Below are 24,638 nucleotides of genomic sequence, written 5' to 3'. Positions count from 1 at the left end.
GTTATTCCCCCTGACGCTGGTAGTCGTTACGCTGCGCATTCGCGCGGCGTTGGTCCATAATATCGCCCTGACTGGTGGACGATGTATTGCTTGCTCCAGTGCTGGAAGTCGTTGCTGGCGGCAGACGCAACAGGTTTGAACTGCTGTCAGTCTTTGCTGCTGGCGCACTACCACCTTTCAGCATTTGATCCAGCGGCAGAACCATCAGATTGCTGCCTTTATCGTTAACCAGGACTTTGCGGGTATTGCTCAGCACTTTTTCCATGGTTTCGATATACAGACGCTCACGGGTAATTTGCGGTGCGGCTTTATATTCCGGCAGAATTTTTGCGAAGCGAGCCACTTCACCCTGTGCTTCCAGGATGGTCTGAGTCTTATACGCACGCGCTTCTTCCAGAATACGCTGAGCCTGACCGTTTGCACGCGGCTGAACTTCGTTGGTGTACGCTTCTGCTTCACGGATGTACTGCTGTTCGTTTTCACGTGCTGCGATAGCATCGTCAAACGCGGCTTTTACTTCTTCCGGCGGACGTGCTGCCTGGAAGTTGACGTCCAGCAAGGTGATACCCATGTTGTACGGACGGATCGTTTCTTCCAGTTCACGCTGGGTATCGCTACGAATAACGGTACGCCCTTCGGTCAGGATACGGTCCATGGTGTATTTACCGATAACCCCACGCAGGGCGCTGTCAGTTGCCTGACGCAGACTGTCATCCGCACTGGTTACGCTAAACAGGTAACGCTGCGGATCGGTCACGCGGTACTGTACGTTCATTTCGACGCGCACGACGTTTTCGTCAGAGGTCAGCATAACGCCGGATGCGGCAAGTTCACGCACGGCTTCAACGTTGACCGGTGTCACTTCATCGATAAAGGTCGGTTTCCAGTTCAGACCCGGTTCAACCAAATGGCTGAATTTACCGAAGCGTGTCACCACGCCACGTTCCGCTTCTTTAATGGTATAGAAACCGCTAGCCGCCCAGATAATGACGATGGCGGCCGCTGCGATAGTAAAGACTCGACCGCCCAGTTGCGGACGCGGGCCTTGAGATGAACTACCGCCGCCAGAACCAGTACCTTTACCGCCACCCAGACCACCGAGCTTTTTACTCAGTTTGCGGAAGATATCGTCCAGATCGGGAGGTCCCTGCTCGCGACCACCTTTGTTTCCATTTCCCTCAGGGTTGCCGCCAGGTTTGCTGCTTCCCCAGGGGTCGCGGTCTTGTCCGTTATTACCGGGCTGATTCCACGCCATTTTTGTGCTCCATATTTGTTATGCGATGCTATACCTGCGTCTTTTGCGCTGCCGATGCGTTGGCTGCGTCCCTCAACTCCAGTCACATAGTTGACTATGCTCCTGGAGATTTCAGGACTTGCCGCCTTCCTGCCGCACAAAATCCACAAGGTATAGAGGCGAAAAAATCTTCAGGCCATATCCGTCAGATCAGACAACATAGTCTTCCAGTGCCGGTTCTTGTTTACAGAGGCGACGCCAGTCTACGATCGGCATACGAACCTGCAGACCTACGCTGCCGTCTTCCTCCATCCACTCTTTTTCTATTGCCTGAAGTTGATAAAACCGGCTTCTCAAACGCCCTTCCTGCGGCGGCAAACGCAACGTATGCTGCGCCACCTCACCGGAAAGTCGCTCAGTCAAAGCCTGAAAAAGTTGTGGTATACCAATCCCCGTTTGCGCTGATACCCAAACGCGAATGGGTTTATTCTCTTCATCTCTATCGATACGTGGCTCAAAGTCATCCAACATATCGATTTTATTCATCACCAGCAGGGTCGGGATCTCATGCGCATCGATCTCTTCGAGCACCGTGTCGACTGCCTCGATGTTTTCCTGCACACGAAAATCTGCAGCATCAATAACGTGCAGCAGCAATGTCGCCTGACGTGTTTCCTGCAAGGTGGCTTTAAATGCCGCCACCAGGTCGTGCGGCAAATGGCGGATAAACCCTACGGTATCCGCCAGCACGGTCTCCCCCACGTCCGCCACGTCTATGCGGCGCAGCGTTGGATCCAGGGTCGCAAACAGCTGGTCCGCTGCATAAACCCGGGCTTCGGTGATCTGGTTGAACAGGGTGGATTTTCCGGCGTTGGTATATCCCACCAGTGATACGGTTGGGACATCCGCTTTCTTGCGCGACTGCCGCCCCTGCTCACGTTGCTTTTCAACTTTTTCCAGGCGCGACTGTATTTGCAAAATGCGATTACGCAGCAAACGACGGTCGGTTTCGAGCTGGGTTTCACCCGGACCGCGCAAACCAATCCCGCCCTTTTGCCTTTCAAGGTGGGTCCAGCCACGGACCAGACGCGTAGCCATATGGCGCAACTGCGCCAGCTCAACCTGCAACTTACCCTCATGGGTGCGCGCACGCTGGGCAAAAATATCTAAAATAAGACCGGTCCTGTCGATTACAAGACACTGGCACAACTGTTCCAGGTTACGTTCCTGGGCGGGGCTCAGAGCATGATCAAAAATCACCACCGCAGCGCCAGTCGCTTTTACGGCTTCGGCAATTTCGATTGCCTTACCTTCACCAACAAAATACTTCGGGTGCGGTGCTTTACGGCTCCCGGTAATCACCTGCATTGCTTCGACACCGGCGGAAGAAACCAGAGATTCAAACTCCTGGAGGTCTTCCATATCTTTGTCTTGCGAAAAATAGATGTGTACCAGTACCGCCTGCTCACCGGCATCATAACGGTCAAACAAGCGTCAACCCCTTAATATAAATCAACGGGGAACGCAGGATCGCTGGCTCCCCGTATGTAAAACAGCTAATAACCTTATTCGGTTTCTTCGCTGTCCTGTTGCGCAGATGAACCTTGCGCGTTGCTACCGTGATGGTAGTTGCTGCCAGTGCCGCCGGTGGCATTATTGCTGTGATGAGAAACCGGACGAGACGGGACAACAGTAGAAATCGCGTGCTTATAAACCATCTGGCTGACCGTGTTTTTCAACAGGATCACGAACTGATCAAAAGACTCGATTTGACCTTGCAGCTTAATACCATTCACCAAATAAATAGAAACTGGAACACGTTCCCGACGCAGTGCGTTCAGGAACGGATCTTGTAAAGATTGCCCCTTAGCCATTCTCTCTTTTCCTTATATGCTTATTTGTACTTTGAACCTTTCGATTCTGAAAAATTGCGCACGATACGTTTCAATTGTACACATTCAGTTCGCGATAGCACCAACAACCTGTAATACTTCGTTTCGCGCCTGGTCAGGCTTTTCACTGTCAAGCCAGTGCACCCCTTCCCAACCACGCAACCAGGTTACCTGTCGCTTCGCCAACTGCCTCGTGGCGCAAACACCTCTATAAACCATTTCATCGTATGAAATTTCACCTTCAATGTATGACCACATCTGGCGATACCCTACACAACGAATGGAAGGCAAATCCGTATGCAAATCTCCACGGGCAAAAAGCGCCCGGACTTCTGCTTCAAAACCTGAAGCTAACATCTGATGAAAACGCTGCTCAATTCGCTGATGGAGCAGTTCACGGCTCGCCGGGGCGATTGCAAACTGATGCACCTGATACGGCAAAGCATCTCCTGACGTTTGCGTCAGCTCCGTTAAAGTTTTACCCGAAATGAAAAAAACTTCCAGTGCCCGGGAAAGTCTTTGCGGATCATTTGGATGAATACGCGCCGCAGCCACCGGATCGATGTCCTGAAGCTGTCGGTGTAACGCGTCCCAACCCTGCTCTGCCGCCTGCTGCTCAATTCTGGCCCTGACTTCCGGGTCCGCCGACGGTAACGGCGACAGCCCTTCAAGCAAGGCTTTGAAATATAACATTGTGCCGCCCACCAGCAACGGGATACGCCCCGCGGCGGTGATGTCGGCCATCTCGGCTAACGCATCGCGACGAAAATCCGCAGCGGAGTACGCTTGCGACGGATCGCGAATATCCAGTAATCGGTGCGGCGCGGCCTGTAATTCATCTGCATCGGGCTTGGCTGTACCGATATCCATTCCCTTGTAAATAAGGGCGGAATCAACGCTTATCAACTCTATGGGCAAAACTTTACGCAATTCAATTGCGAGTGCCGTTTTACCGGAGGCCGTTGGCCCCATCAAAAAAATCGCCTTTGGCAGGCTCGCCTTACGGGTATCACTCATGTTTCAGGGCATTCATTACCGAATGTAAATCAACAGGTTGTAACAGACCACCCGGCGGTGCCTTCACGAGTTGTGGGCAGAGCCGCTCAACATCCGCTAACAGCGTAATCGCCTGTGCCATACTCCACTGTGGATGCTCGCTAATCAGGTTACGTGCGATCCACTGCGCAATATTGCCTGGCTCGAATACGGATTGCTGCGCCAGGTAGCCTATCAGTTCAGGAATCAAGATTTGTAAATTTTGTTGGCGTAAGGGTAAAGGCACCGCCCGGATGGTCACATGCTGCGCATCCAGTTGAAATTCAATGCCCAGCTCAGCCAGTTGGCTCTGTCCTTTTTGCAGCGCCGCTTTTTCATCGGCGTTGACTTTTAACCGTAAAGGGATCAGCAACGGCTGGGCGCAAACGGTCCCCTGGTCCGGCGTTAATTGCGCCTGACGCAGCCAACGCTCAGCCACCGGTAATGCCAGCAACCGAATATGGCCATCGCACTCGAGTAACGCACAGTCTGCACCGACAATTGTTAGCACCCGGCCAAAGCCCTGACTGCTGCCACTCAGAGGTGCCGATGATGTTTCAGAGACCGGCGTTTTACGCGTTGGAGCCGGCGTCTGCATCAGTTTCTGATAAATTTCGCCCTGCTGCTTTTGATATCCGGGTTGGGCATGAGGCCAACTGGCCCCCGCCTGACGGCCTGCGCCACTACTGCTGTTTCCAGCGCCAGTTGAGTACTGCGGTGTCGCAGGTTCACGCGCGGGAGCCGGCTCGGCAAAATGGTTACGTCCGGCAGCAACGCGGTTTTCCGGGATGTGCCTTGGAGCGGGTTCGTCGTCATCAGCCAACGGCAGCGGCGTTTCAAGCTGCTGTTGCAGGACGCTCAACACGCCCTGGTAAATAAAATCGTGCACCAGGCGGGATTGATGGAAACGGACCTCATGTTTAGCTGGGTGTACGTTGACATCCACTTGATGCGGATCGATTTCCAGATACAGCACAAAAGCGGGTTGTTGATCGGCTCCCAGCTTATCTTCACAGGCCTGGCGGATAGCATGGTTGATCAGCCGATCTCGCATCATCCGACCATTCACATAACAGTACTGTATTTCTGCCAGTGCTGCCGTTGTGTGGTTAGGATCGGCCACCCAGCCGCGCAGCGTCAAATCACCATGCTGCCATTCAATCGCCAGCGCATGCTCCAGAAACGGCGTGCCGCAAATCGCGCCCAGCCGGCGCTCTTTCTGCCCATCCGCGGCCACTGCCCGGTACTGACGCACCACTTTGCCGTTGTGAGACAAATTAATCGTCACATCAAAACGCGCCAGCGCAATGCGGCGAATAATCTCGTCGATATGATTAAATTCAGTTTTCTCGGTGCGCATAAATTTGCGCCGCGCCGGGGTGTTGTAGAACAGATCTAACACCTCCAGTGTGGTTCCCACTGGATGCGCAGCAGGTTTTACCGTCACATCCATGTCGCGCCCTTCAGCATAGGCTTGCCAGGCCTCAGGCTGCTCTTGTGTGCGCGACGTCAGGGTTAAACGAGACACGGAGCTGATACTTGCCAGCGCTTCGCCACGAAATCCGAGGCTAACGATGGCCTCAAGATCGTCAAGCGAGGCTATTTTACTGGTGGCATGACGCGCCAGCGCCAGCGCCAGCTCGTCTTTTTTAATCCCGCAGCCGTTGTCACGAATACGGATAAGCTTCGCGCCGCCGCGCTCAATATCGATATCAATGCGCGTCGCACCGGCATCGATGCTGTTTTCCACCAGCTCTTTCACCACTGACGCAGGCCGTTCTACCACCTCGCCTGCGGCAATCTGGTTCGCCAGCTGTGGCGGTAGAACCTGAATCGGCATGGCTAATCCTTAATTTGTTAACGTGTTACCCGGCGATATGGCGCTGGCGGTTTGCGCCGGCGCGCCCTGCGGTCCGGTTTGCATCGGGTGCGCCTGGAAATAGTTACGCAATCCTTTGTATATCGCCTCAGCCAGTTGCTGCTGGTAATCATCGCTCGCCAACAGACGTTCTTCGCTGTTGTTACTGATAAAGCCGGTTTCAACCAGCACAGACGGGATATCAGGCGAACGCAGTACGCCAAGACTGGCGTGTTCCGGACGGCGCTTATGCATCGAACCAATACGTTCTAACTGGCCGATCATGCTGGTCGCCACATCATACCCGACGCGCTGCGAATGACCGAACTGCAGATCCAGTACGGCCTGGCTGAGATAAGGATCGGACTGGCTGTTTGCCAGCACATCGCCCGCGCCGCCCAACAGCTCTGATTGTTTTTCGTGCTGCTCCAACCAGCCGGCCATCTCACTGTTCGCCCGACGGTTCGACAGCACCCAAACGGAAGCACCTGTGGCATCACGGTTTGGCGCGGCATCCGCGTGAATAGAAACCAGGAAATTGGCGTTTTGTTTACGTGCGACGTCTGAACGCCCCATCACCGAGATAAAGTAATCGCCATCACGGGTGAGTACGCCTTTAAACATTGGGTCATCATTGAGCAAGCTGCGCAGTTTACGCGCCACGGCAATCGTGACGTTTTTCTCACGCGTGCCGCCAGGGCCAATCGCCCCCGGATCCTGCCCGCCGTGTCCGGCATCAATGGCAATAACCACTTTTTCACCGCTGCCGGTGCTGGCGCGCGCCGCAGGTCGTGTGGAGGTATTACTGTTGGTCACCATCGTGGTGCGATCGTTCTCTGCTTTAAACGGGTTACGCGCAGGCTCGGCAGGACGAGGGGCGACAACCGGCGTTTCAACACGCTTAACAACCACGGGAGGTGGAGGCGGCGGCGGTGGCGCATCCGCTTTGATGGTAAACACAACGGTATAATTGCCGCCGTTCTGGCGTTTAACGGCTTCGGCCTTGCCGTTCTCGGTTAAATCCACCACCAGACGCAAGGACTGCGCATCTTTTGGCGTGCCGGAGCGGATAGATTTCACCAGATTATTGCCGCTAAACAGCAGCGGTAATCCCTGAATCACTCCGGTTTGTTTAATATCCAGCGCGACCGTGCGTTTCCCGTCCTGGGTCACGGCGTATTCAGGCTCGCCAATAAAGCTCAGAGTAATCCGCGCCTGTTGATTGCCATTGGAAACCTGAAGATCGGAGAGGCTGGCGGCCCCTGCCTGCGCGCACAGCAGGACCAGGGTTGCCATCAGCCAGTTTCTGATGCGATAAATCATCCCGCCACCCTTAAGGTTATTCGGCTAAACGCGCCAGCAATAATTCACCCGATGAGGAGACTGCGCTTACGCGCGCCTCTCGACCTTGCGCCTGATATTCAATGTGTATTTCGACGTCCGGGTCTGGCAGTACACCTTTACCTTGTTGCGGCCATTCCACCAGGCAGATGGCATCATTGGCAAAATAATCGCGGATCCCCATAAATTCCAGCTCCTCCGGGTCCGCAAGTCGGTATAAATCGAAGTGATATACCATCAAGTTATCGAGTGAATAGGGTTCAACCAGCGTGTAGGTGGGGCTTTTTACATTACCTTTATGACCTAACGCCTGCAGAAATCCCCGGCTGAAAGTGGTTTTACCCGCCCCCAGGTCGCCGTACAAATATATAACCGTCGCGCCGTCACAGGCTTTGGCTACCCGCAGTCCCAGGTCTAAAGTTGCCTGCTCATCAGGTAGTGGAATTACTCGATTCATCATGATAAACGTCAATCACATCAGGGTTAACAATACGCTGTAGCGTGGTAAAGAGATCTGTCGCCAGCATGCCGCGCGTACCAAAACGCGCCGCCAGCACATCCGCCGCCGCTCCGTGCGCAACACATCCCGCACATGCTGCATCATACGGGGTAAGCTTCTGTCCGAGCAATGCGCCAATAATACCGGAAAGCACATCCCCCATTCCGCCGCTGGCCATCCCTGCATTGCCAGTATCAATAATACCTAACTCAGCTTGTTCAGCAGCAACAACCGTACCCGCGCCTTTCAGCACTACCACGCCTCCGTACCGTTTTACCAGACGTTGTGCACAAAGTAAGCGATCGTCTTCAATTTCTGCAATGGAACAGCCCAGCAGTCGCGCGGCTTCACCTGGATGCGGCGTGATCACGCGATTGTGACGTTTATCGGGGTTGATTGCCAGCAGGTTCAGCGCATCCGCATCCCAGAGCATCGGTTTGCGAAAATTCTCCACTTTTTGCAGCGCTTTTTTGCCCCACTCCTGCTGACCAAGACCTGGTCCTATCACCACAACATCCGCCCATGCCAGGCTCCCTTCCAGAGTCTGCGGCGTCAGCGCATCGACCATTAGTTCTGGTCTGGCAGTCAGAACAGGCGCAATGTTCTCACTGCGCGTCAATACTTTGACCAGCCCGGCTCCCGCACGCAACGCCGCTTCACCGGCCATACGTATTGCACCTGCCGTGCCGTGGTCGCCACCGATAATCACCAGCCGACCGTGGGAGCCTTTGTGTGAGGTGGGCCGACGCGGCGTTAGCCAGTGCGCAAGCTGTTGAGCATCAAAACGTTGCAGCGGCGCGTTCTGCCCCGCCAGCCAGTCGTCCAGCCCGAGTGCATTAACATGCAGACGTCCGGTGACATCGCGTGCTTTACCGGTGAGCAGACCTGGCTTGAGCGCAATAAAGGTAACGGTATGCGCAGCGTTGATGACTGCCCCCGGCGTCGCCCCCGTCTGCGCCAGCAGGCCGGAGGGAATGTCGATTGCAATTGTAGGGGCTGGGTGGCTATTGGCACGTTCGATCAACGCCGGGAGAGGTTCACGCGGCGCGTTTTTTAAGCCAGTACCTGACAGCGCGTCGATAATGACGTCCACGCTGTCTGGCCAGTTAATATCAGCAGCATGAATAACGCCACCGGCGTTAAGCCAGGCGTCGTGCGCCTGCTGCGCTTCCTCGGGGAGCGGTTTATCACCCTCGTGCGCCAGCAACGTAACATTAAAACCCTGCGCTTTGGCAAGTCTTGCCACCACGTAACCATCACCGCCGTTGTTGCCGTGACCACATAGCACCAGCCAGTGTTGGGCGTTCGGATAGGCCTCGCGGGTGACCTGAAACGCCGCCTCTCCCGCCCGTTGCATCAGCTCATACAACGTCAGCCCTAAACTGTCTGCCGCCTCTCGCTCCATACGCCTGATGTCATCGGCGTGCCAGATGGAGTGTGGTATACTTGCGGGGTTTTTCTTCATTGTATGGTCCGTCATGTCAGAGCCCCTCGATCTCAATCAGTTAGCGCAAAATATTAAGCAGTGGGGGCTGGAGCTTGGCTTTCAGCAGGTCGGTATTGCCGATACCGACCTCAGCGAAGCAGAGCCCAAACTGCAGGCCTGGCTGGATAAACAATACCACGGCGAGATGGACTGGATGGCCCGTCACGGCATGATGCGCGCCCGCCCCCACGAATTATTGCCCGGTACGCTACGCGTCATCAGCGTACGTATGAACTATCTTCCTGCCAAAGCGGCCTTTGCCAGCACGTTGAAGAACCCTTCTCTGGGTTACGTCAGCCGTTACGCGCTTGGCCGCGACTACCATAAGCTGTTACGTAACCGCTTAAAAAAGCTGGGAGAGATGATTCAACAGCACTGCGCTTCGCTGAATTTTAGACCTTTTGTCGATTCTGCGCCCATTCTTGAGCGTCCTTTGGCGGAAAAAGCCGGGCTTGGCTGGACAGGTAAGCACTCACTAATCCTCAATCGCGAAGCCGGTTCATTTTTCTTCCTCGGGGAATTACTGATCGATTTACCCTTGCCGGTCGACCAACCAGCAGAAGAAGGATGCGGGAAATGCGTCGCCTGCATGACAATCTGTCCCACCGGGGCCATCGTTGAACCCTACACCGTAGATGCGCGCCGCTGTATCTCTTATCTCACTATCGAACTGGAAGGCCCGATACCGGAAGAGTTTCGTCCATTGTTGGGGAATCGAATTTACGGCTGCGATGATTGCCAGCTCATTTGCCCGTGGAACCGCTATTCACAGTTGACGACAGAGGATGACTTCAACCCGCGCAAGCAGCTTCATGCTCCGGAGTTAATAGAGCTGTTTAGCTGGAGCGAAGCGTGGTTTTTAAAAGTCACGGAGGGGTCTGCCATTCGTCGTATTGGCCACCTGCGCTGGCTGCGAAATATCGCCGTTGCGTTGGGTAATGCTCCCTGGAATGACGCTGTTATTCTCGCGCTGGAAAGTCGCAGAGGTGAGCACCCACTTCTCGACGAACACATAGACTGGGCGGTTGCTCAGCAAATCGAGAAGCGAAATGCCTGCGTAGTTGAGGTGCAGCTACCGAAGAAACAACGTTTGGTCAGGGTCATTGAGAAGGGTCTGCCGCGCGACGCTTAAGTCATCCACAGCTTGTGTATAAAAATAAAAACACATTGATATTCAAGAAGGAAAAAATCGTCAAGTGATCGCATTAACAATTTGAAATGATAATTAAATCAATAATTTCAATTAGTTAAAATGATACTATTTACCCGGCGAAGCTTTTTGCATTCCAGGAATAATACCCGAACCTGTGGATAAGTCTGTTTACAAGAGTATGTCAATGACGAAACAAAACGTCCCCAACGCGATTATTCGTTGTGGATATTTTTATTGAGGTAAGAATTTGGAGCGGGAAACGAGACTCGAACTCGCGACCCCGACCTTGGCAAGGTCGTGCTCTACCAACTGAGCTATTCCCGCTTGGGTGCGTCTGTGCTTAATAAGCACTTTCAAATTTTGGAGCGGGAAACGAGACTCGAACTCGCGACCCCGACCTTGGCAAGGTCGTGCTCTACCAACTGAGCTATTCCCGCTTGGGTGCGTCTGTGCTTAATAAGCACTTTCAAATTTTGGAGCGGGAAACGAGACTCGAACTCGCGACCCCGACCTTGGCAAGGTCGTGCTCTACCAACTGAGCTATTCCCGCAAATTTGTTGCTGTCGTAATTCGCATTTCTGCGTCGTTACGGGAGGCGCATTATACGAGAAATCCGTTTAGCTGCAACCCCCTTGAATACGTTTTTTTCGAAAATTCGTTCAAGTGATTACTTTACAATCAAGCTGAACAATTTAGCGTCAAAAAGCCGGTGACGCAAGCCACCGGAGAACAAAATCAAAGCTTAATAAAATGTTCGCGATAGTAAGCAAGCTCAGCAACAGATTCACGAATGTCGTCCATCGCCTGATGCGTTCCCTGCTTGGTGAAGCCAGCCAGGATCTCCGGCTTCCAACGACGCGCCAGTTCTTTGAGCGTACTAACGTCAAGATAGCGATAATGGAAATACGCCTCCAGCTCCGGCATGTATTTAAACAGGAAACGACGATCCTGGCCGATGCTGTTGCCACAGATAGGTGATTTCCCTTCCGGAACCCACTCTTTCAAAAAAGCCAGCGTGGCCAGTTCTGCTTCACGATCGCCCATGGTGCTCGCCTTCACGCGTTCCACCAGCCCGCTACCGGTGTGCGTACGTACGTTCCAGTCATCCATTAATGCCAGTTGTTCGTCGGACTGGTGCACCGCAATTGTCGGTCCTTCTGCCAGAATATTCAGGTTGGCATCCGTCACCAGCGTGGCGATCTCAATAATGCGATCGCGCTCGGGATCCAGACCTGTCATCTCCAGATCGATCCAAATCAGGTTGTTTTCATTGGCACTCATGCTATTTTCCACCCTTCAGCGTCACATTCAGTGTGACTACATTGATCTAAAATTGTGTGTATCATAAATGTTTTGCCCATCATGGGCGACCAGGAGCCAGTCCGATTGAGTAAGAATAAACTCTCCAAAGGCCAACAGCGCCGTGTGAACGCCAATCACCAGCGTCGTCTTAAAACGTCCACGGAGAAGCCCGACTACGACGACAACCTGTTTGGCGAAACCGCTGAAGGCATCGTTATCAGCCGTTTTGGCATGCATGCCGACGTAGAGTCTGCTGACGGTGAAATTCACCGCTGCAACATCCGCCGTACAATTCGCTCGCTGGTTACTGGCGATCGCGTAGTCTGGCGCCCGGGTAAAGCGGCGGCTGAAGGCGTGAATGTCAAAGGTATCGTTGAAGCGGTACACGATCGTACCTCGGTACTGACACGTCCCGACTTTTACGACGGGGTAAAACCTATTGCCGCCAACATCGACCAGATCGTTATTGTCTCAGCCATCTTACCCGAGCTGTCACTCAATATTATCGACCGATATCTGGTAGCCTGCGAAACGCTACATGTTGAACCAATTATCGTACTGAATAAGATCGATCTGCTGGATGATGAAGGCATGGCCTTCGTTAACGAACAGATGGATATCTATCGCGACATTGGCTATCGGGTGTTGATGGTATCCAGCCGTACTAAAGACGGCCTGAAACCGCTTGAAGAAGCATTAACCGATCGCATCAGCATTTTTGCCGGTCAGTCGGGCGTAGGTAAATCCAGCCTGCTCAATAATCTTCTCGGCCTGCAGGAAGAGATCCTGACCAACGATGTCTCCGACAACTCCGGTCTTGGACAGCACACTACCACGGCCTCTCGCCTGTATCACTTCCCGCACGGCGGCGACGTTATCGACTCCCCTGGCGTACGTGAGTTCGGACTGTGGCATCTGGAGCCGGAACAAATCACGCATGGCTTTGTCGAATTTCATGACTACCTGGGCCATTGCAAATACCGCGACTGCAAGCATGATACCGATCCAGGCTGCGCTATCCGTGAGGCTGTAGAAAAAGGGGCCATAGCCGAAACCCGGTTTGAAAATTATCACCGCATCCTGGAAAGCATGGCGCAGGTAAAAACGCGTAAAAACTTTTCTGATACAGACAACTGACAACTAAGCTAAGCATCGCTAGAATCGTCCCCCTTTTTTCAGGATCCGGTCCACATGCCGGATCGGGAACAAATTATGGCCTGGAGGCTACCTTGTTAAACTCATTTAAGCTTTCGCTACAATACATTCTGCCGAAACTATGGCTCACTCGCCTGGCGGGTTGGGGTGCGAGCAAACGAGCGGGATGGCTGACCAAATTGGTTATCGATCTGTTCGTGAAATATTACAAGGTCGATATGAAAGAGGCGCAAAAGCCGGACACCGCCAGCTATCGCACCTTTAATGACTTCTTTGTTCGCCCGCTGCGCGACGATGCTCGCCCGATTAATACCGATCCAAACGTACTGGTCATGCCCGCTGACGGCGTGATCAACCAGTTAGGCAACATCGAAGAAGACAAATTGCTGCAGGCTAAAGGGCACAGCTATACCCTTGAAGCGCTGCTGGCTGGCAACTATCAGATGGCGGACAAATTCCGCAACGGTACGTTTGTGACCACTTACTTGTCTCCACGCGATTACCACCGTGTACACATGCCGTGTAACGGTATCCTGCGTGAAATGATGTATGTGCCGGGCGATCTCTTCTCTGTAAACATCCTGACTGCGCAAAACGTACCGAACCTGTTTGCCCGCAACGAACGCGTAATCTGTTTGTTTGATACCGAATTTGGTCCGATGGTGCAGATTCTGGTCGGCGCGACTATCGTCGGCAGCATTGAAACCACATGGGCTGGCACCATTACCCCACCGCGTGAAGGCGTCATCAAGCGCTGGACCTGGCCGGAAGGCGAAAGCGAAGGGTCGGTGGCGCTGTTGAAAGGTCAGGAAATGGGCCGCTTTAAGCTCGGTTCCACCGTCATCAACCTGTTCGCACCTGGCAAAGTTAACCTGGTTGAGCAGTTGCAGGATCTTTCCGTGACCAAAATCGGCCAACCAATGGCCATCTCGACCGAGACTTTCGTGACGCCAGAGACAGAACCGGCCCCGCTGGCGAAAGAAGAGATCGAAGCAGAACACGACGCCAGCCCGCTGGTTGACGACAAAAAAGACGAAAGTTAAACATAGGAATCGCTGCTGTGCGCCTGATTATCACTTTTCTGATGGCCTGGTGCCTTAGCCTGGGGGCGTACGCCGCGACGGCCCCCGATGCCAAACAACTCACACAGGAACTGGAGCAGGCAAAAGCGGCAAAACCCGCTCAGCCAGAAACCGTCGAGGCGCTCCAGTCCGCGCTGAATGCCCTTGAGGAGCGGAAAGGCTCTCTCGAGCGCGCACAGCAATATCAGCAGGTTATTGATAACTTCCCCAAGCTGTCCGCAACGTTACGCGCACAGCTTAGTAACCTGCGCGATGAACCGCGCAATGTGCCAACCGGACTCTCTACCGATGCATTAAACCAGGAGATCCTCCAGGTTAGCAGCCAACTGCTGGAAAAGAGTCGTCAGGCCCAGCAGGAGCAGGATCGCGCCCGGGAAATCGCCGACTCGTTAAGCCAGCTTCCTCAACAGCAAACCGATGCCCGCCGCCAGCTCAATGAGCTTGAGCGGCGCATTGGTACCGCCAACGGCAATTCCGCGCAGAATCAGGCGATGCAAGCTGAATCCGCCAAACTTAAAGCCCTGGTCGATGAACTGGAGCTGGCACAGCTTTCCGCCAATAACCGTCAGGAACTGGCGCGTATGCGCTCCGAACTGGCGGAAAAACAGAGTCAACAACTCGACACTTACCTGCAGGCTTTGCGCAATCAACTCAACAGTCAGCGTCAGCGCGAAGCAGAGCGAGCGCTGGAAAGTACCGAACTGCTGGCGGAAAACAGCGCGGGACTGCCGGAAGGAATTGTCGATCAGTTCAAGGTTAACCGCGAGCTGTCTCAGGCCTTGAACCAGCAGGCGCAACGTATGGACCTGGTCGCCTCGCAGCAGCGTCAGGCTGCCAGCCAAACGCTGCAGGTCCGCCAGGCCTTGAATACGCTGCGAGAGCAGTCTCAGTGGCTTGGGGTTTCAAATATGCTGGGAGAAGCGCTGCGCGCGCAGGTATCCCGTCTGCCGGAAATGCCCAAGCCCCAGCAGTTGGATACCGAAATGGCGCAGCTTCGCGTGCACCGTATGCGCTATGAGGATCTCCTCAACAAACAGCCGCAGCTGCGTCAGATTCATCAGGCCGATGGACAACCGCTGACCGCTGAACAGAGCAGTATTCTCAACGCCCAGCTACGCACCCAGCGCGAGCTGCTGAACTCATTGTTACAGGGCGGCGATACGCTGATCCTTGAGCTGACCAAGCTCAAAGTCTCCAACAGCCAACTGGAAGATGCGCTAAAAGAGGTCAACGAAGCAACGCACCGCTATCTGTTCTGGACGTCAGACGTCAGTCCCATCTCGCTCTCCTGGCCTGTCGACATCGTTCAGGATCTGCGGCGTTTGATCTCATTAGATACGTTTAATCAGTTGGGTAAAGCCAGCATCATGATGCTGACCAGCAAAGAAACACTATTGCCGCTGTTCGCGGCGTTGGTGCTGGTTGGCTTTAGCCTCTCTTCGCGCAAGCACTTCACCCGTTTCCTTGAACGCTCGTCCGCGCGAGTCGGGAAAGTCACCCAGGACCATTTCTGGCTGACAATACGCACGGTATTCTGGTCAATACTCGTCGCTTCTCCGTTGCCGGTGTTATGGGCAACGCTCGGTTACGGGTTGCAGGAAGCCTGGCCTTACCCGCTGGCTGTTGCTATCGGCGATGGCGTTACCGCCACGGTGCCTATGCTATGGGCGGTAATGATTTGCGCCACCTTTGCGCGTCCCAACGGTCTGTTCATTGCCCACTTTGGCTGGCCACGTAACCGCGTCGCGAAAGCCATGCACTACTACCTGATGAGCATCGGACTGATTGTCCCGCTGATCATGGCGGTGATTATGTTTGATAATCTCAATGACCGAGAATTCTCCGCCTCACTGGGACGTCTGTGCTTTATTCTGATTTGCGGTGCGCTGGCGGTCGTGACCCTGAGCCTGAAACGCGCCGGGATACCGCTGTACCTCGATAAAGAGGGCAACAGCGATAACATGGTCAATAGTATGCTGTGGAATATGCTGATGGGCGCGCCGCTGATTGCCATTCTCGCTGCGGCAGTGGGTTATCTCGCCACATCGCAAGCCCTGCTGGCACGTCTGGAAACATCCGTGGCGATTTGGTTCTTATTACTGGTGGTGTATCACGTCATCCGCCGCTGGATGCTAATTCAGCGCCGCCGCCTTGCGTTTGACCGCGCCAAACATCGACGCGCCGAAATGCTGGCGCAACGTGCGCGGGGCGAAGAGGAACCACCTCATTCAACCAGCCTTGAAGGTACGATCGATGTAGATGAAAGCGAAGTGGATCTGGATGCAATCAGCGCGCAATCGCTGCGCCTGGTACGTTCTATTCTGATGCTTATCGCCCTGCTCTCGGTCATTGTGCTGTGGTCAGAAATTCATTCCGCTTTCGGCTTCCTGGAAAACATCTCGTTGTGGGATGTCACCTCCACGGTGCAGGGCGTGGAAAGCTTAGAACCGATAACGCTGGGCGCGGTGCTCATTGCTATTCTGGTGTTTATCATCACCACCCAGCTAGTGCGCAACCTACCCGCGTTGCTGGAGCTGGCGCTACTGCAACATCTGGATTTAACCCCCGGCACCGGTTACGCCATCACCACTATCACTAAGTATCTTCTGATGCTGATTGGCGGCCTGGTGGGCTTCTCGATGATCGGTATTGAGTGGTCCAAACTGCAATGGCTGGTGGCGGCTCTCGGTGTCGGTCTGGGCTTTGGTTTGCAGGAGATCTTCGCCAACTTTATTTCCGGCCTGATTATCCTGTTTGAAAAGCCAATCCGCATTGGCGACACGGTTACAATTCGCGATCTCACCGGTAGCGTGACGAAAATTAATACCCGTGCCACCACTATCAGCGACTGGGACCGCAAAGAGATCATCGTACCCAACAAAGCCTTTATCACCGAACAGTTTATCAACTGGTCGCTATCCGATTCGGTTACCCGTGTGGTGTTAACCATCCCGGCACCGTCGGAGGCTAACAGCGAGGAGGTTACGCAGATCCTGCTGACTGCCGCACATCGTTGCTCGCTGGTTATCGATAACCCGGCGCCAGAAGTCTTCCTGGTTGACCTGCAACAAGGAATTCAAATCTTCGAACTGCGAATTTATGCCGCTGAAATGGGGCATCGCATGCCGCTGCGCCATGAAATCCACCAGTTGATTCTGGCAGGCTTCCGCGAGCATGGTATTGATATGCCATTCCCACCGTTCCAGATGCGTCTGGAGAGCCTCGGCGGTAAGCAAACAGGCAGAACATTAAGTTCTGCAGGAAGAGGCAGCCGCCCGGCGGGAAGTTTGTAAGCGGAAGGCTTCACTGTATCCGGCCTACTAAGATGCATCTTTGTAGGCCGGATTGGGCAGGTCGTTTATTCCACCGCCCACTCAGGTTCGTTGGCCGCGCGACGGCTGTAGTTCTCATAAATCGCCATCGCCAGCAGCGAGAAGAAGATCGGGCCGCCGGTCATCCACAAGGCACTGTTCCAGTCCCGGGCTTCAATTACTGGCTGGATGATGGTGAACACGTTGGCAAACGTCACCACCAGAACGACCACACCCGTTGCCAGCAGCGTCGCCGCTCGGGTTTTAAAGACAACAAACGGCCTTTCCAGACCCGGACGGGATTTAAAGAACGGAAACGCCAGCGCCAGGAACAGATACGGCAGCGTCATGGATACGTTCGCCATCAGCGTCAGTTTGTTATAGAACGCTGAAGCCGTATCGCCACCAAATGAAACCAACAGGATAAACAGGCTCACCAGCAGGCACTGTAACCACATTGCCGTCGTCGGCATCCCTACGGCATTCAGTTTGGTCATCGGCGCGGGCCACAACGCTTTCGGCGTGCCCTGAATAATCGCTTTCAGCGGTGAGTAGCTGAGGGTGAAAAAAGCGCCGGTATAGGCAAGGAACATGGAAAGCCCGGTAATACGTGCAAACCATACGCCCATCACCATCGCGGTCTCAGGGGAAAGATGCAGCGCATTACCCAACGTCATCCCGAGGCTCTTCATCAGGATATAAGTAATATTGCCGAGGTTGACCGAGCTATTGCTTAATACCTGCTGCCAGTTGGTGCTAACGCCCCATAAAAAGATGGCCAGTGAATAACCAACAGAAATGACAATAGCGGCAAAAACAATGCCTTTAGCAAAGTTCTTTTCTGGTTTTTCTGTTTTATCAACCAGTCCCCCTACAGCTTCAATTCCGCCATAAGCAAAAATGGCAAACACAACAAATGACAACATTGCCAGCCCGGACTGATATCCGGGATTAGGTGAGGAGATAAAATTAATATCCTGTGCAAAGTGGCCACCAGTTAATAACAAAATAGCGACACTCACTAACAACAGAACTAAATTAAGACACATTACGGCAATTCCGCCTACTGCCGTAATACGCGCAATCTTATTAATACCCCGGGATGCCACGCAGGTCACCAGAATCATCCAGCCGACGGCGAGCAGCCCGACAACCTGCGTAGGCTCAAGCCCTGCAATACGCCAGTGCTGCGTCATGTCTGCGCCAAACAAGAAGGTTGAAAAAGGTACCCAGACTTTCGCCGCAGTACTTACCATCCATATCACATAAGAAGAAAACCACATAAACGTGCCGATAAAGGCATAGCGCGGTCCAACGCTATTATTCATCCACGAATAGATTCCCCCCTCTTCTTTCCGATAGGCAGACCCCATTTCCGCCATCATTAAAGCAAATGGAATAAAGAATAATAATGCAGAAAATATATACCACGGTATTGCACTATACCCCATTAAATAGAATGCGGAGGGGCTATTAGCAAAACCGAAAACTGACGTAAATATCATGAGAATGAGACCTGGCAGGCTCATCTTTTTTATTGTTTGGGTCATTAAACCATCCCTTACTCTGGCAAGCGTTTAGCAAACGCCGCTCACCGGTTGGCACTGCTCTCTTTGCAGAGTTCAGCGATAAAAAAATCAACACAGAATTGATACCTAAACGATATCAAATATCCAGGTGTAAATTGTGGCTATTAGAGGGGAAATGAAAAAATATGCTACAAAGTGGCGATTAAGCCGCCACTTTGTATTACGGAAGAGTAAGTTATGCGCGATCGACGGTAAATGCGATAACCTCGGCCAGGCTCTCTGCGCCCAGCGCCAGCATCACCAGACGGTCAACACCCAGAGCCACGCCTGAGCAATCCGGCATGCCTACTTTCAGCGCTTCCAGCAGGTTGGTATCGATAGGTTGCTGCGGCAGACCACGTGCGGCACGTTTGCGGTTATCCTGTTCAAACCGTTGCTGCTGCTCGCGCGCGTCGGTCAATTCATGGAAACCATTTGCCAACTCAATACCTTTGTAATAAACCTCGAAACGTTCAGCCACGCGGTGATCTTCGGTACTGATTTGCGCCAGTGATGCCTGGCTGGCCGGGAAATGATACACAAACGTCGGTTTGTCTTTACCAATATGCGGCTCAACGCCCATCGTAAACAGCAGCTGCAGTAAGGTGTCCCGGTCTTCTTCGGTATCGGCGATATTGCTGAGATCCAATTTCGCCGCCACTTCCCGCAGTTGGGTTTTATCCGCAGACAGCGGGTCTATCTCCAGATGACGCTGGAAGGCTTGCTGGTAAGAGAGGCTTTCCGCAGGCGAACAGTCCAGCACCTGCTGAAGCAAATCGTCCACCTCATTCATCAGCCGATACATATCGTAGTGCGGACGATACCACTCAAGCATGGTGAATTCAGGGTTATGATGGCGCCCCATCTCTTCATTACGGAAGCTGCGGCACAGTTGATACACCGGGCCGCACCCTGCCACCAGCAGGCGCTTCATATGGTATTCAGGGCTGGTCATTAAATAGAGATTCATCCCCTGGGAGTGTCCAGGGCCAACGAAACGCGTTTCGAACGGGAACAGATGGATGTCCGTTACCGTTGCCTGACTCATACAAGGGGTCTCAACCTCAAGCACGCCACGATCGGCAAAAAAGCGGCGAATCTCCGCTATAATTGCTGCACGTTTTAACAGATTGGGGATGGACGCGCTCGGCTGCCAGGTTGCCGTTTCGCTCATGGTTGTTTCTCCGATTTATGACAAGGGCACGAAGTCTACTCGTATCGCGCTAACGAGACAAATTTCAGGCAGCAGTAATCAGCACTGGCAATTGGATAAAAAAAGCGACATAGGGTGGTTTAGTAATTAAATTAATCAAATTCAATGATAATTCCCCCCTGTGACACGCTAAAAAAATCGAACACGTCAAATTTCCCGCACATCCCTAAGACTATACTATTGTACCTATAAAGGAGCAGTGGAAACGCGTTCATAACCTGTTTGAAGCCGATGAAGCATCTGATTTCAGGCGGGGATGAAATAACAACAATCTGGAGGAATGTCGTGCAAACCTTTCAAGCCGATCTTGCCATTATAGGCGCCGGTGGCGCGGGATTACGTGCTGCAATTGCTGCCGCACAAGCAAATCCCAACGCTAAAATCGCACTGATCTCAAAAGTGTACCCAATGCGCAGCCATACCGTTGCTGCCGAAGGCGGCTCTGCTGCTGTCGCGCAGGATCATGACAGCTTTGACTACCATTTTCACGATACGGTAGCAGGCGGAGACTGGCTATGTGAGCAGGATGTCGTGGATTACTTTGTCCACCACTGCCCAACTGAAATGACGCAACTGGAACAATGGGGCTGCCCATGGAGCCGTCGTGAAGACGGTAGCGTCAACGTACGTCGCTTCGGCGGCATGAAAATCGAGCGTACCTGGTTTGCCGCAGATAAAACCGGCTTCCACATGTTGCATACGCTGTTCCAAACATCTTTGCAGTTCCCGCAGATTCAGCGCTTTGACGAACACTTCGTTCTGGATATCCTGGTGGACGAGGGTCATGCCCGCGGCCTGGTTGCCATGAACATGATGGAAGGCACGCTGGTGCAGATCCGTGCTAACGCAGTCGTAATGGCAACGGGCGGCGCTGGTCGTGTTTACCGTTACAATACCAACGGCGGCATCGTAACCGGCGACGGTATGGGCATGGCGCTGAGCCACGGCGTTCCGCTGCGTGATATGGAATTCGTTCAATATCACCCGACGGGTCTGCCAGGCTCCGGTATCCTGATGACAGAAGGTTGCCGTGGTGAAGGCGGTATCCTGGTCAACAAAAACGGCTACCGTTATCTGCAAGACTACGGCATGGGTCCGGAAACCCCGCTGGGCGAGCCGAAAAACAAATACATGGAACTCGGTCCGCGCGACAAAGTTTCTCAGGCTTTCTGGCACGAATGGCGCAAAGGCAACACCATTTCCACTCCGCGTGGCGATGTGGTTCACCTCGACCTGCGTCACCTCGGTGAGAAAAAACTGCTCGAACGTTTACCGTTCATCTGCGAACTGGCGAAAGCTTACGTGGGTGTCGATCCGGTTAAAGAACCGATCCCGGTACGTCCGACCGCGCACTACACCATGGGCGGTATCGAAACCGATCAGCACTGTGAAACCCGCATTAAAGGTCTGTTCGCTGTCGGCGAATGTTCCTCTGTTGGTCTGCATGGCGCTAACCGTCTGGGCTCTAACTCCCTGGCGGAACTGGTGGTCTTCGGTCGTATGGCCGGTGAACAAGCTGCGGAACGCGCTGCAACGGCTGGCGCTGCAAACAGTGCCGCTCTGGATGCACAGGTTGCTGGCGTTGAAAAACGTCTGAAAGATCTGGTTAACCAGGAAGGTAACGAAAACTGGTCTAAGATCCGTGATGAAATGGGTATCTCCATGGAAGAAGGTTGCGGTATCTACCGTACGCCGGAACTGATGCAGAAAACCGTTGATAAGCTGGCTGAACTGCAGGAACGCTTCAAGCGCGTACGTATCACTGATACCTCCAGCGTCTTCAACACCGACCTGCTGTATACCATCGAACTGGGTCACGGTCTGAACGTTGCTGAATGTATGGCGCACTCCGCGCTGGCGCGTAAAGAATCCCGCGGCGCGCATCAGCGTCTGGATGAAGGCTGTACCGAGCGTGACGACGTGAACTTCCTCAAACACACCCTCGCCTTCCGCGATGCTGACGGCACGACTCGCCTGGAATACAGCGACGTGAAAATCACCACTCTGCCACCGGCTAAACGTGTTTACGGTGGCGAAGCGGAAGCAGCCGATAAGAAGGAGAAGGCGAATGGCTGAGATGAAAAACCTGAAAGTTGAGGTGGTGCGCTATAACCCGGAAACCGATACCGCGCCGCACAGTGCTTTCTACGAAGTTCCTTATGATGAAACCACGTCACTGCTGGATGCGCTGGGCTACATCAAGGATAACCTGGCACCGGACCTGAGCTACCGCTGGTCCTGCCGTATGGCAATCTGCGGCTCCTGCGGCATGATGGTCAACAATGTACCGAAACTGGCATGCAAAACCTTCCTGCGTGATTACACAAACGGCATGAAGGTTGAAGCGCTGGGCAACTTCCCGATTGAGCGCGATCTGGTCGTCGACATGACGCACTTTATCGAAAGCCTGGAAGCGATCAAACCGTACATCATCGGTAACCCGCGTACACCGGATCAGGGTCCAAACACCCAGACTCCGGCGCAGATGGCGAAGTATCATCAGTTCTCCGGTTGCATCAACTGTGGTCTGTGCTACGCCGCGTGCCCGCAGTTCGGCCTGAACCCTGAGTTCATTGGACCGGCTGCGATTACGCTGGCGCATCGTTACAACGAAGATAGCCGCGACCACGGTAAGAAGGAGCGTATGGCTCAATTGAACAGCCCGAACGGCGTCTGGACCTGTACTTTCGTGGGCTACTGCTCCGAAGTCTGCCCGAAACACGTCGATCCGGCTGCGGCCATTCAGCAGGGTAAAGTTGAAAGTTCAAAAGACTTTCTTATCGCTACCCTGAAACCACGCTAAGGAGTGCACGATGACGACTAAACGTAAAGCCTATGTGCGGCCAATGACGTCCACCTGGTGGAAAAAGCTGCCATTTTATCGTTTTTACATGCTGCGTGAAGGCACGGCAGTCCCGGCAGTCTGGTTCAGCATTGAACTGATTATCGGCCTGTTTGCACTCAAGCATGGTGCAGAGTCCTGGATGGGCTTTGTCGCCTTTTTACAAAACCCGGTGGTGGTAATCCTTAACATTATCGCCCTGGCAGCAGCGCTGCTGCATACCAAAACCTGGTTTGAGCTGGCACCAAAAGCAGCCAACATCATCGTAAAAGACGAAAAAATGGGGCCAGAGCCGATCATCAAAGGTCTCTGGGCAGTCACTGTGGTTGCTACAGTAGTCATACTGTTTGTTGCCCTGTTCTGGTAAGGAGTCCGGAATGATTAATCCAAATCCAAAACGCTCTGACGAACCCGTATTCTGGGGCCTGTTTGGTGCAGGCGGTATGTGGAGCGCAATCATTGCGCCGGTAATGATCCTGCTGGTAGGCATTATGCTGCCGCTGGGCTTTGTTCCTGATGCTTTCAGCTATGAACGCGTACTGGCATTCGCTCAGAGCTTCATCGGACGTGCGTTTCTGTTCCTGATGATCGTTCTGCCGCTGTGGTGTGGTTTACACCGTATGCACCACGCGATGCATGACCTGAAAATCCACGTGCCGGCTGGCAAATGGGTATTCTACGGACTGGCAGCTATCCTGACCGTTGTAACGGCGATTGGTATTCTGACCATCTAAGTACATGCGTTAATTATCAGGCCCGCCATTGGCGGGCCTTTTTTATTTGTGCAGCACCCCGGTCAACCAACGGGAAAATTCACGCATCGCAGGCGTCTCCGGGCGAGATTGCAAACGCGTTATCCAGTAGCTTCCCAAATCAATCTGCGTTAAAAAAGGCTGAACGATACGTTCACTGCTGAGCAAATGCGTGAACATTCTGACTGGCGCAATTGCCACACCGATCCCCGCCTGAGCGGCTTCCAGCATGGTGACGGACGAATCAAACACCATCACATTGTGCGTCGGTGACGGAGGCGCCTCTCCGGCCGCCTGCATCCAAAGCGCCCATTCATCCCGCCGATACGATCGTAATAACGGAAATTTCAGGATATCCGCAGGCGTTTGAATCTGCGAAGCCAATGTTGGCGAACACAGTGGAGACATCAGCGCGCTACATAAATATTGCGCATCGGTATCGTGCCAGGCTCCCCCACCGTAGCGAATGGTATAATCCAGCCCTTCGGCGGCGGGATCCACGCGATTGTTATGGGTAGAAATATGCAAATCAATATGTGGGTAACTGCGCTTAAAATCGCTCAACAGCGGGAAAAGACAGCCGATAGCAAAGGTTCCCACTACGCCAATTTTAAGTTTTTCCTGGGTCTGTTTAGTGGCAAAACGATCCAACATCCCCGCCATACGATCGAAGGAGTCATTAAGTACAGGTAACAGACTTTCCCCTTCAGTCGTCAACATTAATCCACGAGAACCGCGCACAAAAAGCTGACAATTCAGCTGCTGCTCCAGCGATTTGACATGCTGGCTGATGGCAGAATGCGTCACGTTGAGCTCAATCGCAGCGCGGGTAAAGCTGAGATGTCTGGCCGCGGCTTCAAAAGCCCGCAGCGAGTTAAGAGGGATATAGCTACGCGTCATCATCCGGCCTGTTAG

General features: G+C 53.4%; 20 protein-coding genes and 3 tRNA genes. 8 read left to right on the top strand and 15 right to left on the bottom strand.

Going from position 1 to position 24,638, the window contains the following annotated elements:
* Position 1: 1 nt before the first annotated feature.
* The 8 genes from hflK to nnr form a co-directional block, all read right to left on the bottom strand.
* The gene (gene hflK / locus OGV57_RS11675) at positions 2 to 1,255 is read right to left on the bottom strand and encodes an FtsH protease activity modulator HflK (protein ID WP_003025593.1); all 1,254 of its coding nucleotides are present in this window, start codon (positions 1,253 to 1,255) and stop codon (positions 2 to 4) included.
* Between the two features lie 189 nt (positions 1,256 to 1,444).
* Positions 1,445 to 2,725, bottom strand: coding sequence for a ribosome rescue GTPase HflX (hflX, locus tag OGV57_RS11670; RefSeq protein WP_003025589.1), 1,281 nt, complete (start codon positions 2,723 to 2,725; stop codon positions 1,445 to 1,447).
* Positions 2,726 to 2,799: 74 nt separating this feature from the next.
* Entirely contained in the window at positions 2,800 to 3,108 is a 309-nt protein-coding gene (gene hfq, locus OGV57_RS11665; RefSeq protein ID WP_003025584.1) for an RNA chaperone Hfq, read from the bottom strand.
* 84 nt (positions 3,109 to 3,192) lie between these two features.
* Positions 3,193 to 4,143 (bottom strand): tRNA (adenosine(37)-N6)-dimethylallyltransferase MiaA, encoded by a 951-nt coding sequence (gene miaA, locus OGV57_RS11660; RefSeq protein ID WP_003839486.1) that lies wholly within the window; start codon positions 4,141 to 4,143, stop codon positions 3,193 to 3,195.
* Complete coding sequence (mutL, locus tag OGV57_RS11655; RefSeq protein WP_054527983.1) at positions 4,136 to 6,001, bottom strand: DNA mismatch repair endonuclease MutL; 1,866 nt, start codon at positions 5,999 to 6,001, stop codon at positions 4,136 to 4,138. Before mutL ends, miaA begins: the two co-directional genes overlap by 8 nt.
* Positions 6,002 to 6,010: 9 nt before the next feature.
* Positions 6,011 to 7,342 carry an N-acetylmuramoyl-L-alanine amidase AmiB gene (amiB, locus tag OGV57_RS11650; protein ID WP_054527982.1) on the bottom strand — a complete coding sequence of 444 codons (1,332 nt, stop codon included), beginning with the start codon at positions 7,340 to 7,342 and terminating at the stop codon, positions 6,011 to 6,013.
* Between the two features lie 16 nt (positions 7,343 to 7,358).
* Positions 7,359 to 7,820 carry a tRNA (adenosine(37)-N6)-threonylcarbamoyltransferase complex ATPase subunit type 1 TsaE gene (tsaE, locus tag OGV57_RS11645; RefSeq protein WP_003025570.1) on the bottom strand — a complete coding sequence of 154 codons (462 nt, stop codon included), beginning with the start codon at positions 7,818 to 7,820 and terminating at the stop codon, positions 7,359 to 7,361.
* A complete protein-coding gene (gene nnr, locus OGV57_RS11640) occupies positions 7,792 to 9,339 on the bottom strand; it encodes a bifunctional ADP-dependent NAD(P)H-hydrate dehydratase/NAD(P)H-hydrate epimerase (protein ID WP_054527981.1) in 1,548 nt (515 codons plus the stop codon). Before nnr ends, tsaE begins: the two co-directional genes overlap by 29 nt.
* Between nnr and queG the strand changes: the two genes are divergently transcribed.
* Complete coding sequence (queG, locus tag OGV57_RS11635; RefSeq protein WP_048219878.1) at positions 9,338 to 10,477, top strand: tRNA epoxyqueuosine(34) reductase QueG; 1,140 nt, start codon at positions 9,338 to 9,340, stop codon at positions 10,475 to 10,477. The genes nnr and queG overlap by 2 nt on opposite strands.
* A 269-nt stretch (positions 10,478 to 10,746) precedes the next feature.
* Here the strand turns inward: queG and OGV57_RS11630 are convergent.
* The 4 genes from OGV57_RS11630 to orn all read right to left on the bottom strand — a co-directional run bounded on the left by OGV57_RS11630 (position 10,747) and on the right by orn (position 11,779).
* A tRNA-Gly gene (locus tag OGV57_RS11630) sits at positions 10,747 to 10,822 on the bottom strand.
* Between the two features lie 37 nt (positions 10,823 to 10,859).
* Positions 10,860 to 10,935, bottom strand: a tRNA-Gly gene (locus OGV57_RS11625).
* A 37-nt stretch (positions 10,936 to 10,972) separates the two neighbouring features.
* Positions 10,973 to 11,048, bottom strand: a tRNA-Gly gene (locus tag OGV57_RS11620).
* 185 nt (positions 11,049 to 11,233) lie between these two features.
* Complete coding sequence (gene orn / locus OGV57_RS11615) at positions 11,234 to 11,779, bottom strand: oligoribonuclease (protein ID WP_003839477.1); 546 nt, start codon at positions 11,777 to 11,779, stop codon at positions 11,234 to 11,236.
* 105 nt (positions 11,780 to 11,884) lie between these two features.
* Between orn and rsgA the strand changes: the two genes are divergently transcribed.
* From rsgA to mscM, 3 genes are all read left to right on the top strand, one after another.
* Entirely contained in the window at positions 11,885 to 12,937 is a 1,053-nt protein-coding gene (rsgA, locus tag OGV57_RS11610; RefSeq protein WP_003025561.1) for a small ribosomal subunit biogenesis GTPase RsgA, read from the top strand.
* A gap of 92 nt (positions 12,938 to 13,029) precedes the next feature.
* A complete protein-coding gene (asd, locus tag OGV57_RS11605; protein WP_003844975.1) occupies positions 13,030 to 13,998 on the top strand; it encodes an archaetidylserine decarboxylase in 969 nt (322 codons plus the stop codon).
* A 17-nt stretch (positions 13,999 to 14,015) separates the two neighbouring features.
* Complete coding sequence (gene mscM, locus OGV57_RS11600; RefSeq protein WP_003025557.1) at positions 14,016 to 17,330, top strand: miniconductance mechanosensitive channel MscM; 3,315 nt, start codon at positions 14,016 to 14,018, stop codon at positions 17,328 to 17,330.
* Between the two features lie 65 nt (positions 17,331 to 17,395).
* Here mscM and yjeM read toward each other — a convergent pair whose 3' ends face one another.
* Positions 17,396 to 18,898 carry a glutamate/gamma-aminobutyrate family transporter YjeM gene (gene yjeM, locus OGV57_RS11595; protein WP_049014757.1) on the bottom strand — a complete coding sequence of 501 codons (1,503 nt, stop codon included), beginning with the start codon at positions 18,896 to 18,898 and terminating at the stop codon, positions 17,396 to 17,398.
* Positions 18,899 to 19,112: 214 nt separating this feature from the next.
* Positions 19,113 to 20,090 (bottom strand): elongation factor P--(R)-beta-lysine ligase, encoded by a 978-nt coding sequence (gene epmA / locus OGV57_RS11590; RefSeq protein WP_003830517.1) that lies wholly within the window; start codon positions 20,088 to 20,090, stop codon positions 19,113 to 19,115.
* A gap of 324 nt (positions 20,091 to 20,414) precedes the next feature.
* Between epmA and frdA the strand changes: the two genes are divergently transcribed.
* Genes frdA through frdD form a run of 4 tightly spaced genes read left to right on the top strand, consistent with a single transcriptional unit; the run spans position 20,415 to position 23,705 of the window.
* Positions 20,415 to 22,205, top strand: a complete 1,791-nt coding sequence (gene frdA / locus OGV57_RS11585) for a fumarate reductase (quinol) flavoprotein subunit (RefSeq protein ID WP_003025543.1) — start codon at positions 20,415 to 20,417, stop codon at positions 22,203 to 22,205.
* Positions 22,198 to 22,932, top strand: coding sequence for a fumarate reductase iron-sulfur protein (gene frdB / locus OGV57_RS11580; RefSeq protein WP_003025540.1), 735 nt, complete (start codon positions 22,198 to 22,200; stop codon positions 22,930 to 22,932). The genes frdA and frdB overlap by 8 nt, the downstream gene beginning before the upstream one ends.
* Positions 22,933 to 22,942: 10 nt before the next feature.
* Positions 22,943 to 23,338, top strand: a complete 396-nt coding sequence (frdC, locus tag OGV57_RS11575; RefSeq protein ID WP_003025537.1) for a fumarate reductase subunit FrdC — start codon at positions 22,943 to 22,945, stop codon at positions 23,336 to 23,338.
* 10 nt (positions 23,339 to 23,348) lie between these two features.
* Complete coding sequence (gene frdD / locus OGV57_RS11570) at positions 23,349 to 23,705, top strand: fumarate reductase subunit FrdD (protein ID WP_003025535.1); 357 nt, start codon at positions 23,349 to 23,351, stop codon at positions 23,703 to 23,705.
* A gap of 42 nt (positions 23,706 to 23,747) precedes the next feature.
* Here the strand turns inward: frdD and ampR are convergent, their stop codons facing one another.
* Positions 23,748 to 24,623 carry a LysR family transcriptional regulator AmpR gene (gene ampR, locus OGV57_RS11565; protein ID WP_003025533.1) on the bottom strand — a complete coding sequence of 292 codons (876 nt, stop codon included), beginning with the start codon at positions 24,621 to 24,623 and terminating at the stop codon, positions 23,748 to 23,750.
* Between the last annotated feature and the right edge of the window lie 15 nt (positions 24,624 to 24,638).

Source organism: Citrobacter sp. Cf087, from assembly GCF_030334285.1.
Taxonomy (GTDB): Bacteria; Pseudomonadota; Gammaproteobacteria; order Enterobacterales; family Enterobacteriaceae; genus Citrobacter; species Citrobacter freundii.
The sequence above is the reverse complement of the archived record's forward strand: the minus strand, read 5'-3'. Positions and strand labels throughout refer to the sequence as shown.

What these genes read in the sequence shown, in the direction of transcription:
- hflK (WP_003025593.1), bottom strand. Translation starts at nt 1,255, where the DNA reads ATGGCGTGGAATCAGCCCGGTAATAACGGACAAGACCGCGACCCCTGG.
- hfq (WP_003025584.1), bottom strand. Translation starts at nt 3,108, where the DNA reads ATGGCTAAGGGGCAATCTTTACAAGATCCGTTCCTGAACGCACTGCGT.
- miaA (WP_003839486.1), bottom strand. Translation starts at nt 4,143, where the DNA reads ATGAGTGATACCCGTAAGGCGAGCCTGCCAAAGGCGATTTTTTTGATG.
- mutL (WP_054527983.1), bottom strand. Translation starts at nt 6,001, where the DNA reads ATGCCGATTCAGGTTCTACCGCCACAGCTGGCGAACCAGATTGCCGCA.
- amiB (WP_054527982.1), bottom strand. Translation starts at nt 7,342, where the DNA reads ATGATTTATCGCATCAGAAACTGGCTGATGGCAACCCTGGTCCTGCTG.
- tsaE (WP_003025570.1), bottom strand. Translation starts at nt 7,820, where the DNA reads ATGATGAATCGAGTAATTCCACTACCTGATGAGCAGGCAACTTTAGAC.
- queG (WP_048219878.1), top strand. Translation starts at nt 9,338, where the DNA reads ATGTCAGAGCCCCTCGATCTCAATCAGTTAGCGCAAAATATTAAGCAG.
- nnr (WP_054527981.1), bottom strand. Translation starts at nt 9,339, where the DNA reads ATGACGGACCATACAATGAAGAAAAACCCCGCAAGTATACCACACTCC.
- orn (WP_003839477.1), bottom strand. Translation starts at nt 11,779, where the DNA reads ATGAGTGCCAATGAAAACAACCTGATTTGGATCGATCTGGAGATGACA.
- yjeM (WP_049014757.1), bottom strand. Translation starts at nt 18,898, where the DNA reads ATGACCCAAACAATAAAAAAGATGAGCCTGCCAGGTCTCATTCTCATG.
- epmA (WP_003830517.1), bottom strand. Translation starts at nt 20,090, where the DNA reads ATGAGCGAAACGGCAACCTGGCAGCCGAGCGCGTCCATCCCCAATCTG.
- frdB (WP_003025540.1), top strand. Translation starts at nt 22,198, where the DNA reads ATGGCTGAGATGAAAAACCTGAAAGTTGAGGTGGTGCGCTATAACCCG.
- frdC (WP_003025537.1), top strand. Translation starts at nt 22,943, where the DNA reads ATGACGACTAAACGTAAAGCCTATGTGCGGCCAATGACGTCCACCTGG.
- frdD (WP_003025535.1), top strand. Translation starts at nt 23,349, where the DNA reads ATGATTAATCCAAATCCAAAACGCTCTGACGAACCCGTATTCTGGGGC.
- ampR (WP_003025533.1), bottom strand. Translation starts at nt 24,623, where the DNA reads ATGACGCGTAGCTATATCCCTCTTAACTCGCTGCGGGCTTTTGAAGCC.